This window comes from Microbulbifer bruguierae, assembly GCF_029869925.1.
Classification (GTDB): Bacteria; Pseudomonadota; Gammaproteobacteria; order Pseudomonadales; family Cellvibrionaceae; genus Microbulbifer; species Microbulbifer bruguierae.
The window spans coordinates 2433148-2447064 of sequence record NZ_CP118605.1; the positions used below are offsets into that span (position 1 = coordinate 2433148).

Annotated in this window: 12 protein-coding genes; 6 read left to right on the forward strand and 6 right to left on the reverse strand. The window is 59.1% G+C overall.

The features are described from left to right. Positions 1–19 precede the first annotated feature (19 nt). From PVT68_RS10120 to PVT68_RS10135, 4 genes are all read right to left on the reverse strand, one after another. Positions 20–1996 carry a dynamin family protein gene (locus tag PVT68_RS10120; protein ID WP_280317682.1) on the reverse strand — a complete coding sequence of 659 codons (1977 nt, stop codon included), beginning with the start codon at positions 1994–1996 and terminating at the stop codon, positions 20–22. A gap of 206 nt (positions 1997–2202) precedes the next feature. Continuing rightward, positions 2203–2808: a YggT family protein gene (locus tag PVT68_RS10125; protein ID WP_280317684.1), complete on the reverse strand. Its 606-nt coding sequence runs from the start codon at positions 2806–2808 to the stop codon at positions 2203–2205. Between the two features lie 252 nt (positions 2809–3060). Next, complete coding sequence (gene proC, locus PVT68_RS10130; protein ID WP_280317686.1) at positions 3061–3912, reverse strand: pyrroline-5-carboxylate reductase; 852 nt, start codon at positions 3910–3912, stop codon at positions 3061–3063. A 51-nt stretch (positions 3913–3963) separates the two neighbouring features. Beyond that, positions 3964–4659, reverse strand: coding sequence for a YggS family pyridoxal phosphate-dependent enzyme (locus PVT68_RS10135; protein ID WP_280317688.1), 696 nt, complete (start codon positions 4657–4659; stop codon positions 3964–3966). Positions 4660–4745: 86 nt separating this feature from the next. Between PVT68_RS10135 and PVT68_RS10140 the strand changes: the two genes are divergently transcribed. The 4 genes from PVT68_RS10140 to PVT68_RS10155 all read left to right on the forward strand — a co-directional run bounded on the left by PVT68_RS10140 (position 4746) and on the right by PVT68_RS10155 (position 9213). Then, complete coding sequence (locus PVT68_RS10140; protein ID WP_280317690.1) at positions 4746–5780, forward strand: type IV pilus twitching motility protein PilT; 1035 nt, start codon at positions 4746–4748, stop codon at positions 5778–5780. A 68-nt stretch (positions 5781–5848) separates the two neighbouring features. Beyond that, positions 5849–6997, forward strand: a complete 1149-nt coding sequence (locus tag PVT68_RS10145) for a PilT/PilU family type 4a pilus ATPase (RefSeq protein ID WP_280317692.1) — start codon at positions 5849–5851, stop codon at positions 6995–6997. 98 nt (positions 6998–7095) lie between these two features. Next, the gene (locus PVT68_RS10150; protein WP_280317694.1) at positions 7096–7368 is read left to right on the forward strand and encodes a hypothetical protein; all 273 of its coding nucleotides are present in this window, start codon (positions 7096–7098) and stop codon (positions 7366–7368) included. A gap of 141 nt (positions 7369–7509) precedes the next feature. Next, on the forward strand, positions 7510–9213 hold the full coding sequence (locus PVT68_RS10155; protein ID WP_280317696.1) for an amidohydrolase: 1704 nt from the start codon (positions 7510–7512) through the stop codon (positions 9211–9213). A gap of 14 nt (positions 9214–9227) precedes the next feature. On the opposite strand, the gene PVT68_RS10160 is transcribed toward PVT68_RS10155, so the two are convergent. Continuing rightward, positions 9228–9992, reverse strand: a complete 765-nt coding sequence (locus tag PVT68_RS10160; RefSeq protein ID WP_280317698.1) for a LytR/AlgR family response regulator transcription factor — start codon at positions 9990–9992, stop codon at positions 9228–9230. After that, positions 9989–11206 (reverse strand): sensor histidine kinase, encoded by a 1218-nt coding sequence (locus PVT68_RS10165; RefSeq protein ID WP_280317699.1) that lies wholly within the window; start codon positions 11204–11206, stop codon positions 9989–9991. The genes PVT68_RS10160 and PVT68_RS10165 overlap by 4 nt, the downstream gene beginning before the upstream one ends. A 123-nt stretch (positions 11207–11329) precedes the next feature. Here PVT68_RS10165 and argH point away from each other — a divergent pair, with 123 nt between their 5' ends. Continuing rightward, positions 11330–12751, forward strand: a complete 1422-nt coding sequence (argH, locus tag PVT68_RS10170) for an argininosuccinate lyase (RefSeq protein ID WP_280317701.1) — start codon at positions 11330–11332, stop codon at positions 12749–12751. 153 nt (positions 12752–12904) lie between these two features. Beyond that, the gene (locus PVT68_RS10175; RefSeq protein WP_280317703.1) at positions 12905–13900 is read left to right on the forward strand and encodes a glycerophosphodiester phosphodiesterase family protein; all 996 of its coding nucleotides are present in this window, start codon (positions 12905–12907) and stop codon (positions 13898–13900) included. Positions 13901–13917: the final 17 nt, after the last annotated feature.

Sequence of the window (13917 nt, forward strand, 5' to 3'; positions counted from 1 at the left end):
CCCCGCCGCAAGCGCCCGCTTAAGAGGCGACGGGGGCCTTGATGGGAGTTACATTATTGGTAATCGTCGCCACCGGTGCCGGTGCAATGGGCTGCGGTGTCGCCTGAGTCTGTCTGAGCAGATCTTCCAGCGCGGACAGGGCGCCGTGGTTACGCACCAGCTCTTCCTCCAGCGTGCGCAGATCGGTGCGCTTGTTCTGGGTCTTCTGTTTCAGTTCCGTCAATTTGATCAGATGGCGATTGAGCAGGTGTTTCTGGTACTGCACATGCTGTTTGAGCGGCTCCAGCACCTGATCCAGCCAGCCGTCCACTGAGGAAATCATCTGGCTGTACATACGCCCCACCTCGTTCGCCAAGGTCGCCACAAAACGTTCGGTCAGACGGTTGCGCCGGGCCAGCAACAGCTGCGGCGAACGGCGCAACTGAGCCGCCTGCCGATACAGGCCGCGCAGTGCCGCGCGGAAGCCGGCGATATCGAAATGCTGTTCCGCCGAAATAACGTTGCTGAGCGTCGAACGATCGTAAATCGCGTCGACCAGGCGGTTGGCCTGCTCTACTTCTCGCTCCAGGTTTGACAATTGATGCTCAACCCCACCCATAAAACCATCGATCGCGCGCGCCAGACCCAGCGGCGACCAACGCTCGTGCAGGGCAATTCGCGTTTCATCGATCAACTGCTGCAGCTGCTGGCTGGATACCGGCGCCAACAGGGAGGCTCGCTGTCGGGAGAGCATGCGCTGGCTGGATTTCAGGGTCAGCAGCTCCTGATGGCAGAATTTGTGCTGCTCTTTGGCAGTCTGGTGTTGCTGCTTTAATTCCTCTAGCTGCTCCGGACTGGTGGCACCCTGGCGCTTCAGGTGCTCCAGTGTCGCGCGGCCACTGTTGAGGCGGCGCTTGAGAAGATCGCGGGTGTCCGCCATCAACATCAAGGCCTGATGCAGGGAGCGGTGGTCGGCGACCTTTTCCCGATGCTCCTGCAGTCGCAGCACCAATAGCCGTTCAAACTCGCTGAAACGGCTCTGTTGCAACAGCACCGGATCGCGCTCGGCGCGGGCGAGCAGGGCTTTTTTCGCGGATACCCCCACCACGTTGGCCTCCGGCAGATCCAGCAGCTTGCTCACTTCCGCGCGCATTTTTTGCAGCATCTGGTCGGCGTCCTCGTCGGGGTCGTCCCACAGCACGTCAATCTTGTTCAACAGTGCCATCACCGCCGTGCCGCGGTGTTCCCGCAGCGGCACCAGATGGGTCTCCCACATATTCAGGTCGGTACCACTGACGCCGGCGTCGGCAGACAGCAGGAAGGCCACCGCCTGGGCGCTGGGCAGGGTAGAGAGGGTCAGTTCGGGCTCGTTCCCCAGGGCGTTCAATCCGGGGGTGTCGATAATACGCAACCCCTGAGCCAGCAGCGGATGCGGCAGGGAAATGAGCGCGTATCGCCAGGCCGGGATCTGCACCAGGTTGCCGGCGCCATCCAGATGGCGGCGATCGAAACCATAACGAGCGGCCTCTTCCGGTGTTACCGCCTTGGTGGCGGCAACCTTCATCAGGGCACCGCGGGTCGCCTCGGCATCGTCCGGGTCGAATTCAAAGTTGACCCACTTCTGCGGGATGCGACGAAAACTTTCCAGGCTGGTATTGGTGGCGAGGGTCTCGATCGGCAGCAGGCGCACACAGGCCTGTTCGCTCCCATCACTGTAGATTTCCGTCGGACACATAGTGGTGCGGCCCGGTCGCGAGGGCAGCAGGCGTTTACCGTAAGTATGGGAGAGCAGCGCATTGATCAGCTCGGTCTTGCCACGGGAGAACTCTCCCACCAACGCAACGGTGAACTGGTCATCCCCCAGCAGTTGGCGCGCCTGCTGAACCACCTGGCGGGCGCCGGCAGAATTGGGGAAATGTTCTTCAAGCCACAGGTTGAAGTTGTGAAACTGGCGGTCCAGGGCCTTTTTCCAGCGGTCATAATCAGCAATGTGCTGGCGCAAAGTCGCATCTTCCATGTTAGGTATTCTTTTTATTACTACTTACGGGGTTGACCGTGCATTTTCCAGCAAGCAGGCACCGAGTTAAACCCCACTGAAGGATTTTCGGGCACCTGGCCAAGTTTAATCTGCTGCGGATGGACCAACTGACAGTTAAGTCAGCTCAGAAGGGAGACAGAATGCTTGCGGAGCCAGAGCAAATGGCTCCGCGGACAAGGTGCGGCTTAAAAGGGAATATGCCAGAACAGGTTATATACAACCGGTGGCATCTGGGCACTTTGCGCAAATCCCAGCAACAGCTTGTCGGCAACGGTCAGCAGGATAAACACAAAAATCGGGCTGATATCGATCACCCCCAGAGGCGGGATGATTTTACGCACCGGGGCATACACAGGCTCCAGCAGCTGCCGCAGCAGCATCAGTGCCGGGTGGCTGCTATGGGGCGCAATCCAGCTGACAACGATGGAAATCAGCATGCCCACAAACAGGATCGCAATCAGCGTCATCAGGCAGCCAATCAGGGACCACAACAGCGCCGACAGTGGATTGAGCAACCCGGCGCCCACCAGAAAGCCCGCTCCCATGATCATCACCCAGCCGACCAGCAGCGCGAGAATGATGGATGCCATATCGATACCAAACAGGCCGGGCACCATTTTGCGCAGGGGGCGCAACAGCGGGTTGGTGACCTTGACGATGCCCTGGGAGATCGGGTTGTAAAAATCCGCCCGCGCCACTTGCAGCATAAAGCGCAGAAGTACCGCAAACAGGAACAGTGCGCCGATCGTGGCGAGCAAAAATACGCCGATATTGCTAAAGGTGTTGCCCATCGAAAATCCTTGTTGTTTGGTAATTTTTGCCAGACCTATGGAATAGTTTTCATCTGGTTTCTTGTTTGCCTAGCAATCCCTGCGGCTCAGGTTTTGCAGCAGGTTTGGTGGCGGGGGATCACCCGGGTAAGGCTCCCCCTTCATTTCCTGGTGTTTCGCTCCGTAAGCGACGGCTATCTTCACCGCCTGAAATTTTCGCCAAGAGGTCCCTGTCCTTGAAATCGAGGAACTCTTAAATCAAGACTTCCTATTCTACTTATCCAGCTCCTTCGCCATCTCCGCCGCACGCGCCGCACAGTCACTCATCGCCTGCTCCACCAGCTCGGGCAAACCACCCTCCTGAAAGCGCTTGACCGCCCTTTCGGTGGTGCCATTGGGTGACATGACATTGCGCTTCAGTTGCGCCACATCCAAATCGCTGGCCACCGCAAGTTTCGCTGCGCCCAGGGCGGTTTGCAAGGTGAGGCGTTCTGCGTCGGCGCGGTTCATACCGGCTTTTTCCGCCGCGTCGATCATGGATTCCATAAACTGGAAATAGTAGGCCGGGCCGGAACCCGACACGGCGATCACCTGATCGATACCAGACTCCTGATCTACCCACAGTGCGATACCCACGGCATCCGCCATCTGGGTGGCGATCGACTTGTGTTCGTCAGTCACCCCGGCACCCGCATAAAGCCCGGTAACGCCAGTGCCAACCATCGCCGGCGTGTTGGGCATGGCGCGGATGATAGGTACGCCATCGCCCAGCCAGCGTTGATAAGCCGCCACCGGGATACCGGCCGCGAGTGTGATCACCAGGGGTTTGCGAGCGCTCACCTCGGGTGCCAGCGTCTCACAGAGTTCTTTCATCACTTGTGGCTTCACTGACAACACGACGACCTCTGCATCCGCGATGGCGGCAAGGTTATCCGTATTGCCACGCACACCGGTGCGCGCGGTGAAAGCTTTTAGCTTCTGCTGGTCACGCCCGGTGGCAACGATGCTGTCAGCGGGGTAGCCGCTGGCCACGAGCCCGCCAATTACGGCCCCCGCCATGTTGCCGGCGCCGCCGATAAATACCATTTTGTGTTGCGACTTGTGTTGCGGCGGCTGATTAGACATGGTTTCCCTCTGAATCTGGTTATCGGAATGGTTAAAGGTGCGTTACTGATGCTATTGACGCGCACCGAAAATATCCGTGCCTATCCGCACGATGGTCGCGCCACTGAACACGGCCGCCTCCATGTCCCCGGACATACCCATTGACAGGGTGTCCAGCGGCTGATCTGGCAGCTGCGCCTTCAATGCCGCCAGCAACGCCGCCAACTGCCTGAACGGTGTGCGCTGGTCCTCATTTTCCCCGCGGCGTGCGGGAATTGCCATCAAGCCGCGCAGGCGCAAGTTGGGCAGTTCGGCCACCGCGGCCGCCAGCGCCGGCAAATTTTCTGGAGATACACCGGATTTACTCTCTTCCTCGTCGATGTTCACCTGCAGGCAAACATTCAGCGGCGGCAGGTTGGGCGGACGCTGCTCCGACAGGCGACGCGCAACCTTGAGGCGGTCGACGGTATGCATCCACTGGAAATTCGCCGCCACATCTCGGGTCTTGTTGGACTGAAGGGGACCGATAAAGTGCCAGACGATATCCAGATCGGTGAGCGCCTGCTGTTTTTCCAGCGCCTCTTGTAGATAGTTTTCGCCAAAATGCCGCTGGCCGGCACTACGCGCAGCACGCACATCCGCAGCCGGGCGCGTTTTTGATACCGCCAACAGCGTGACAGATTCCGGTGAGCGGTCGCAACTTTGGCAAGCGGTCACAATTCTGGCAGCGACGGAATTGAGGTTTTCGGCGATAGACCCTTTCGGCATATACTGGCACCCAATATTTGTTCGGCGGGCATTCTATGCATTCGCCGCTCGCGAGTCATATCCGAAGAATAACGAAAGGTAGCAGTATGGACATTACAGAACTCCTCGCCTTTAGCGCCAAGCAGAACGCCTCCGACTTGCACCTCTCCGCCGGCCTGCCCCCAATGATCCGGGTCGACGGCGATGTGCGCCGTATCAACCTGCCGCCCATGGAGCACAAGCAGGTACACGGCCTGATCTACGAGATCATGAACGACAAGCAGCGCAAGGATTACGAAGAGTTCCTGGAAACCGACTTCTCCTTCGAAGTCCCTGGTGTAGCCCGCTTCCGTGTGAATGCGTTCAACCACAACCGCGGCGCCGGCGCCGTATTCCGGACCATTCCGTCCAAGGTACTGACCATGGAAGACCTGGGGATGGGCCAGGTGTTCAAACACATCTCCGACACCCCCCGCGGCCTGGTACTGGTCACCGGCCCCACCGGCTCCGGTAAGTCCACCACCCTGGCGGCGATGATCGACTACATCAACGACAACAAATACGAACACATCCTCACCATTGAGGACCCGATCGAATTCGTACACGAGTCGAAAAAGTGCCTGGTGAACCAGCGGGAAGTCCACCGCGACACCCACGGCTTCTCCGAAGCCCTGCGCTCTGCCCTGCGTGAAGACCCCGACATCATCCTCGTGGGCGAGATGCGCGACCTGGAGACCATCCGCCTGGCCCTGACCGCCGCGGAAACCGGCCACCTGGTTTTCGGCACCCTGCACACCACCTCTGCTGCCAAAACCATCGACCGTGTGGTAGACGTATTCCCGGCGCAGGAAAAATCCATGGTGCGCTCCATGCTGTCGGAATCGCTGCAGGCGGTTATTTCCCAGACCCTGCTCAAGCGCAACGGCGGCGGCCGCGTCGCCGCCCACGAAATCATGCGCGGCACCCCGGCCATCCGTAACCTGATCCGTGAAGACAAGATCGCGCAGATGTACTCCGCCATCCAGACCGGCGCCAGTGTAGGTATGCAGACCATGGACCAGTGCCTGCAAGAACTGGTGGAAAAACGTATCATCAGCCGTGAATCGGCACGGGAAAAAGCGAAAATGCCGGAGAATTTCTAAAAAAGTTACGCGCCCAGCACAAGCAAGCGCTTACGAAGCACAAAAACGCAAATCCAAGGCGGTAAAAAATGGAAATCGAACGACTCCTACAACTGGTGACTGAAAAAGGCGCATCGGATCTGTTCATCACCGCCGGTGTACCCGCCTCCATCAAACTGCACGGCAAGATCGTTCCTGTAAGCACCTCCTCCCTGACGCCGGAAAAAGCTCGGGAAATGGTCGTCGGCATCATGAACGAGCGGCAGAAAAAAGAGTTCATCGAAACCAAAGAACTCAACTTCGCCATCTCCGTGCGCAACGTCGGCCGCTTCCGGGTCTCCGCCTTCTTCCAGCGCAACCTCGTCGGCATGGTATTGCGTCGTATCGAAACCAAAATTCCCACCATCGACGGCCTCGGATTGCCGGAACAGCTCAAAGAGCTGGCGATGACCAAGCGCGGGCTGATCATCTTCGTGGGCGCCACCGGTACCGGCAAATCCACCTCGCTCGCCTCCATGATCGGTCACCGCAACGAGAACTCGAAGGGTCACATCATCTCCATCGAAGACCCGATCGAATTTATTCACCAGCACCGGGGCTGTATCGTGACCCAGCGCGAAGTGGGGCTCGATACCGACTCCTTCGAAACCGCGCTGAAGAACACCCTGCGTCAGGCGCCGGACGTCATCCTGATCGGTGAGGTGCGCTCCCGCGAAACCATGGACCACGCCATCGCCTTCGCCGAAACCGGCCACCTGTGCCTGTGTACCCTGCACGCCAACAACGCCAACCAGGCGCTGGACCGGATCATTCACTTCTTCCCCGCCGACCGGCACCAGCAGTTGTGGATGGACCTCTCCCTCAACCTGCGCGCCATGGTCGCCCAGCAGCTGGTGCCGACACCGGATGGCGACGGCCGCCGCGCCTGTCTCGAAATCATGATCAACACCCCGCTGATGTCGGATCTGATCCGCAAAGGTGAAGTGCACAAAATGAAGGAGCTGATGAAACGCTCCACCGAGCAGGGCATGCAGACCTTCGACCAGGCCCTGTACGAACTCTACGACCGCGGCGAAATCACCTACGAAGACGCCCTGTCACATGCCGACTCCGCCAACGACTTGCGCCTGATGATCAAGCTCAAGTCCGAGTCCGACGCCGAGTACCTCAACAGCGCCGCCGACGAACTCAGTCTCGCCAGCGATAGCGACAGCGGTAGTAGCCCGCGTATTTACTGATAGACGCGGACGCCGAATGAAGGGCAGGCGCGGCAACGCCCTGCCTTTTTTTATGCACAACACCTTTTTATGCACAACCCATTGGACGAGTTTTGACCATGAAATTTCTGGAACTGGAAGTTCGCACCGCACTGATCGTGCACGGCTACGACGAACACAACCGGGAAATTACCGAACAAATAAATGACCCCGCGTTTGCCAACAAACTGATTGCCCTTGAACGTATTCAGTCCGTAAGCGAACAGTATGTACTCGTCACCGGCTCACACGGTCGCATCATGTACTGGGAGTACCGCGGAACCCTGGAACAACTGCGCGGGCGTCTCGCCGAAGCCGGATTGATGCTGCCGATGTGCTCACGATCTACGTGATAACCACCCTCGGTACGCGCGGCGCGCGGCGGTATTTACAAAACGGTTCCGCCAGCCGGGTCGGTGGTAGTGCCCTGATCTGTGCCGGCCTGTGGATGACCCTTCGCAGCAGTTAAATTCAAATCCGGTAGTTCCCTGAAAATGCGATATCCCCAGTTTTTTTCACATAGCGTAAAACTCGGCATTTTTCTGCTGCTGGGAAATCTACTCCTAGCCTGCACGGAATCACCCGGAGCCGATCGCATTTATATCAACGGCGATATCCTCACCGTCGACGCCTTAGACACCGTCACCAGTGCACTTGCCGTGAAAGGTGGCAAGATCATCGCAGTCGGTACCAGTGAAGAAATAACCGCACTCGCGGATACGCACACAGAAACCACCGACCTCCAGGGCAAAGCCCTGCTGCCCGGCTTTATCGCAGTGCATGAACACCCTGCGATCAGCGCGGTGTTCCGCAATTTTGTCGATATGAGCGGCTTCCGCCACCGCACCGCCGCAGAAGCCTGGCAGGTACTGGAAGGTGCTATCGCAGATACGCCAAAGGGGGAATGGATCTACGCCATGGGGCTGGACCCGGTTTTGCTTGAAGGACTGCAGCTGCCGGACCGAAAAGCCCTTGACCAGATGGCCCCGCACAATCCCGTTTTTATCCTCGCCCAGAGCATGCACACCGCGTGGGTGAACTCGGCCGCGCTGGCCGCGATGGATATCGATGAAGAGACCCCCGACCCCGGCGAAGGCTCCTATTACGGCCGCGATAAAAATGGCCGCCTTAATGGCACCCTGGTGGAAAAGCCCGCGCTGGAGCCTTTTCTCGCCAAGCACAAAAACCCATTCAAAGTGACCACCGCCTATGCCGGTGTGCTGACGGATTTACGCAATGCGGGCTACACCAGTGTTGCATCCCTCGGGTTCAATATGCCCCCATGGCTCGCCCGCTGGGCATCCATGGAAAACCTGCAGCCACGCATCCGCCAGTTGTTCTATTACCGCGGGGACAACCTGAGCAAACTGTCGGGGAGCCCGCGAGATAACGACGACTTCTTCCGCGTGCGCGGCGCCAAGTTCTGGTACGACGGCTCGCCGTACAGCGGCAGTATGGTGGTGGAGCAAGCGTATCTGGACAGCCATCTGGCGGAGGAGCTGGGTATCGCCCACGGAAGCCACGGCGAACCGGTGATTTCCGCGGAGGCGCTGCGTACCCAAATTCAGGAATTGAATGAATGCGGCTGGCAGATTGCCATCCATGTGCAGGGCGACCGCGCTGCGCAGGAATATTTACAGATTCTCGAGCAGGTGTACGAAAGTCTGTCCGAAACACAACAAAAGGAATTCATCACCCGCAGGCACCGCCTCGAACACGGACTCCTGCTCAGCAAAGAGATACTGCCGGCGTTTGCCAAACTGGGTATTTCGCCGAGTTTTCACATCAATCACATTTACTACTATGGCGACGCCCTGGAAACAGATTTGCTGGGAGCAGAGCGCACCCAGCGGACACTGCCGGTAAAAAGTGCATTTGAGCTGGGTATGCATCCCACCCTGCACTCAGACAGCCCAATGTTTCCTGCAGAACCGTTCAGCCTGATGCAAACGGCAATCAGCCGCCACAGTCGCGCAGGCATCCGGATCGGGGAGGCCGAGGCATTGACACCGAGGCAGGCACTGCGCGCCATGACCATTAACGCCGCCTGGCAGCTTGGGATGGAGAAGGAAATCGGCAGTCTCGAGGTGGGCAAGAGCGCAGACCTGGTGATTCTGGATAAAAACCCGCTGTCGACACCAGTGGAAAATTGGCGAGAAATTCGCGTCCTGGAAACCCGGCTTGCCGGGAGAAGATGATATACGCCGCCGCTTTACGCCATTTCAGACAACAGTGATTTAATCCCGGCGAGCAATCGCCGGGACACCGCGGGGGTCTGCGCTGTCCCGGCGAGAATTACCCGATAGCCCTCACCGCCCTTTTGCAGTCCGGTAATGAAACCCACTGCAACTATTGCATTGCGGTGCACGCGCACAAAGCGCTCACCGAACTCCGCCTCCAGTTCCTTCAGCGACTCATCCAGTACTGTCTCACCACCGCTGTGATGGGCGATGACATATTTGTCTTCGGCAATGAAGCAGCGGATATCATCCACATCAAGCAACTGCACGCCGCGGCGACTCACCGCCTTTATCTGACGGCGACCTGTCGCGGACTCAGATGTTATCGCCTCGGCACGCAGATTCTGTAGCTGTGGCTTGCTCAGTCTTCGCGCCTGGGCAATCGCCTGTGCCAATTGCTCCACACTGACGGGCTTGAGCAGGTAACCGGATGGAGCGACCGCAAAGGCAGGGAGCGCAAACTCGTCATGGGCGGTGCAGAATATGATCGCGGGTGGGTTCGGGCGAGTGGAAATTTGTTCGGCGAGTTGGAGCCCGTTATCTCCGGGCATTTCGATATCCAGTAACAACAGGTCCGGGTCGAGTGAATCCAGCTGTTGTAACGCACTTTCCCCATCGGCAGCTTCTCCCAGCAGTTGGCAACCATCAATAGCCTGCAACTGTCGGGCCAGTCTGGCCCGCGCCAGCGGTTCGTCATCGACGATCAGCACACCCAGCGGGCGCTCAGTGACACTCATGGCATCACCTCCCCAACTGTGGCTGTTTTCACTGGCTCAGTTATTCCGGTTTGCTGTTTTGCTTCCAGCGGCAAATGCAATTCCACATGGTAATTGCTGTCGCGAACACCCGCGCTAAAGCGGTAGCGATTGCCATAAAAAGCACTGAGACGCTGGCGAATATTTTCCATCGCCATACCATTGCCGCGGTGAATTTTTGCATCCACGCTGCGGCTACTTTCCGCCTCAGAATCTGCAATGGGATTTTGAATCGACAATAACAGCTCAGCGCGCTGGCTGCCAATGACATTTTGGCGAATAGTTATTCGGATAGTACCGCCCTGGCGCAGACGGGCGACGCCGTGCAGCACGGAATTTTCCAGCAGCGGCTGCAACAGCATCGAGGGTAACTGTACCTGGGAAGGCAGCTCATCGATGTGCCACTCCTGTTGCAAGCGGTCGCCGAGGCGCAGGGATTCAATTTCCAGATAGCGGCGGGCAAGCGCGACTTCCTGTGAGAGAGGCATCAGTTTCGAGTCGGCCAGCGAAGCGCGGAACAAGGCAGAAAGGTCTTCCACCAGTTTCTCCGCGCGCTCCGGGTCCACGGCAATCAGGCTGGCGAGACTGTTCATGCTGTTGAACAGAAAATGTGGGCGGATGCGGGACTGCAGCGCCTCAATGCGCGCCCCCAGCTCCGCCTGTTGCTGGTTGTGCAATTGCTGTTGCACATAGGCGTAGCGCAACACCACACCCGCGCAAATGGCGCCCACCAGCAGGTCCGCCAGCAGCGCCGCGAAATCGATCGAGGTCGCCGTCATATCCGCCATCCACCAGTGTTGGCCTCCCAGCACCAGCAGCAACACCGCGAGTACCGTGGAGTAACTCAGCGCCGCGGCAACGGTGTGTGACAGGCGCGCGAGGCTCGGGCGCAGGCGACAGAGGATGGCAGCAGAAGGCAGGATGGCCCACTGCACGGTGAGGGACACCAGCCCCAGACGCTGCCAGTTGAACGGATTGAGGCCATCGGTGGCGAGCACCAGCACCAGCGACAGCAGCTCGCCCATCAGAACCAGAGCGGCCACACCAGTCACGCCACACAGGTCGGGCAGGAAAGGGGCAGGACTGGAGGAAGAGTCAGATTGGCGCAGGCGCGCAGAATCTTTGCCTGCAGGGGCAATTTCGCGAATTTGCTGCGCTATAATGCCGGCCGCTTGCGCGGGCCTGGAAGATGTCATACCACGTTATCTTTATTCTGGACTCGCTTTCCAGACAGGGAAGATACCGCCATCTTCGGCCTACTTCCATATACCGTTTCCCAGTTTCATGAAACAGTTTCCTGAAAACAGACCAGAGGCAGCATGAGCAACGATAACTCCTCCACAAACAGTGCACAGAACCCGGCAGCGAAACTCTGGGGCGGTCGCTTCAGCGAAGCCACCGACGCCTTTGTGGAGCGCTTCACCGCCTCGGTAATGTTCGACCAGCGTATGGCGCTGGAAGACATTCAGGGGTCCCTGGCCCACGCGCAGATGCTGTCAGAAGTCGGGGTACTGACCGCGGACGAATTCAAGCAGATCGAAGGCGGCCTGAAAGACATCGCCGAAGAGATCAAGGCCGGCGCATTTCCCTGGTCGGTGGAGCTTGAAGATGTGCATATGAACATCGAATCGCGCCTGACCCAGCGCATTGGCGCCACCGGTAAAAAGCTGCACACCGGCCGCTCCCGCAACGACCAGGTAGCGACGGACATACGCCTGTGGTTGCGCAACCGTATCGATCAGATCGCCTCCGAACTGACCCGCCTGCAGACCGGGCTGGTGGATCTCGCGGAACAGAACGCCGACACCATCATGCCCGGCTTCACCCACTTGCAGTCCGCGCAGCCGGTCACCTTCGGCCACCACCTGCTGGCGTGGAACGAGATGCTGACCCGCGACTACGAGCGCCTTATGGATTGCCGCAAGCGCGTCAACCGCTCGCCGCTCGGCGCCGCCGCCCTCGCCGGCACCAGCTACCCGATCAACCGCGCGCGTACCGCCGAGCTGCTGGGCTTCGACGCCCCCACCGAAAACTCCCTGGACTCGGTCAGCGACCGTGACTTCGCCATCGAATTCTGCGCTTTCGCGGCGCTGCTGCTGACCCACCTGTCGCGCGCCAGTGAAGAGCTGGTACTGTGGACCTCCAGCCAGTTCAACTTTATCGACCTGCCCGACCGCTTCTGCACCGGCTCCTCGATCATGCCGCAGAAGAAAAACCCGGATGTACCGGAACTGGTGCGCGGCAAAACCGGCCGCGTCAACGGCCACCTGATCGCCCTGCTGACCCTGATGAAAAGTCAGCCGCTGGCGTATAACAAAGACAACCAGGAAGACAAGGAACCACTGTTCGACGCCGCCGACACCGCACTGGATTGCCTGCGCGCCTTCGCGGATATGGCGCCGGCGCTCAAGCCGAAGAAGGAAAACATGTACGCCGCTGCCGGCAAGGGCTTCTCCACCGCCACCGACCTGGCGGACTATCTGGTGCGCAAGGGCGTGGCCTTCCGCGATGCCCACGAAATCGTTGGGCAGTCCGTGGCTTTTGCTATCGAAAAGGACTGTGATCTCGCCGACCTGAGTCTCGCGGAGCTGCAGAAATTCTCCGAGGTGATCGGCGAAGACGTATTCGAGGTGCTGACCCTGGAAGGTTCCGTCGCCGCCCGCGACCATATCGGTGGCACTGCGCCAAACCAAGTGCGCGCCGCCTGCGCCCGGGCGCGCACTTTAATATCCGCCCGTTGATTCCCGGGAGCGCGGAGCTCCAGCTCCGCGTGCGGGCCGCGAGGCCCGCATCTCCACCCCCTGCCACATTTCGCCACAATTCATCCCGTCCACAGCCACCATTCGGAATCTGTGACCCGCTAGACTCATCCAACCTCACAGGGAGAGTCCCCCATGCGTAAATACGTGCTGCTCGGCACTGCCGCCTTCGCGATCGCCGTCTACCTCACCAACGCCTCCTGGCTGGCGGAGAAGCGCCCGGGCAAACCCACATTGATCGCCCACCGCGGCGTCTACCAGACCTACAACCGGGAAAACCTCGGCCGCGACGACTGCACCGCAATTCGCGTGTATCAGCCGCAGCACCAGTATCTCGAAAATACCCTCGCCTCCATGCAGGCGGCGTTCGACGCCGGTGCGGATATCGTTGAACTCGATGTGCACTCCACTACCGACGGTGAGTTTGCGGTGTTCCACGACTGGACCCTGGACTGCCGCACCGAGGGCAGCGGGGTCACCCGCGAGCATGCGATGAGCTACCTGAAGACCCTGGATATCGGCTACGGCTATACCGCGGACGGCGGCCAGACGTTTCCGTTCCGCGGCAAAGGAGTGGGGCTGATGCCGACGCTGGAAGAGGTTTACCGGAACTTTCCAGGCAAAAACTTTCTGATCAACATCAAAGGCGGCCACGTGAAAGAAGCGAAGAAACTGGACCGTTATTTGCGCGAACGAGAGTTACTAAGCGGTCCACTGATGGCCTACGGCAATGAGAAAACGCGGGTCACATTGCGCGAGCTGCGCCCCGATGCCTGGCTGTTCAGCCGCGACAGCGTCAAACAATGCACCTATCGCTACCTGATACTGGGCTGGAGCGGCTATGTGCCTGAGGCCTGTCGCAACGGTGCGGTAATTGCGCCGAATACCTGGCACTGGGCGCTGTGGGGATGGCCGGACCGGTTTATCCAGCGCATGGAAGATGCTGGCAGTATGGTGATGGTGCTGGACTTCAGGGCCCGCAGCCCCGGCGGTATGCACGGGATCTACAAGCCGGAACAGATCGACTTCCTGCCGGCCGACTACCGCGGGGCGCTCTGGGTGGAAAAGATCGAAACAGTCGGACCTTACGCGAATACAAAATTCACCAGTGAGGCGACAGAATCGCTGTGACCGGTATTCCGGATAGC

Bases quoted from the DNA above. Each gene is read 5' to 3' on its own strand.
- PVT68_RS10120 (WP_280317682.1), bottom strand. From the start codon at position 1,996: ATGGAAGATGCGACTTTGCGCCAGCACATTGCTGATTATGACCGCTGG.
- PVT68_RS10125 (WP_280317684.1), bottom strand. From the start codon at position 2,808: ATGGGCAACACCTTTAGCAATATCGGCGTATTTTTGCTCGCCACGATC.
- proC (WP_280317686.1), bottom strand. From the start codon at position 3,912: ATGTCTAATCAGCCGCCGCAACACAAGTCGCAACACAAAATGGTATTT.
- PVT68_RS10135 (WP_280317688.1), bottom strand. From the start codon at position 4,659: ATGCCGAAAGGGTCTATCGCCGAAAACCTCAATTCCGTCGCTGCCAGA.
- PVT68_RS10140 (WP_280317690.1), top strand. From the start codon at position 4,746: ATGGACATTACAGAACTCCTCGCCTTTAGCGCCAAGCAGAACGCCTCC.
- PVT68_RS10145 (WP_280317692.1), top strand. From the start codon at position 5,849: ATGGAAATCGAACGACTCCTACAACTGGTGACTGAAAAAGGCGCATCG.
- PVT68_RS10150 (WP_280317694.1), top strand. From the start codon at position 7,096: ATGAAATTTCTGGAACTGGAAGTTCGCACCGCACTGATCGTGCACGGC.
- PVT68_RS10155 (WP_280317696.1), top strand. From the start codon at position 7,510: ATGCGATATCCCCAGTTTTTTTCACATAGCGTAAAACTCGGCATTTTT.
- PVT68_RS10160 (WP_280317698.1), bottom strand. From the start codon at position 9,992: ATGAGTGTCACTGAGCGCCCGCTGGGTGTGCTGATCGTCGATGACGAA.
- PVT68_RS10165 (WP_280317699.1), bottom strand. From the start codon at position 11,206: ATGACATCTTCCAGGCCCGCGCAAGCGGCCGGCATTATAGCGCAGCAA.
- argH (WP_280317701.1), top strand. From the start codon at position 11,330: ATGAGCAACGATAACTCCTCCACAAACAGTGCACAGAACCCGGCAGCG.
- PVT68_RS10175 (WP_280317703.1), top strand. From the start codon at position 12,905: ATGCGTAAATACGTGCTGCTCGGCACTGCCGCCTTCGCGATCGCCGTC.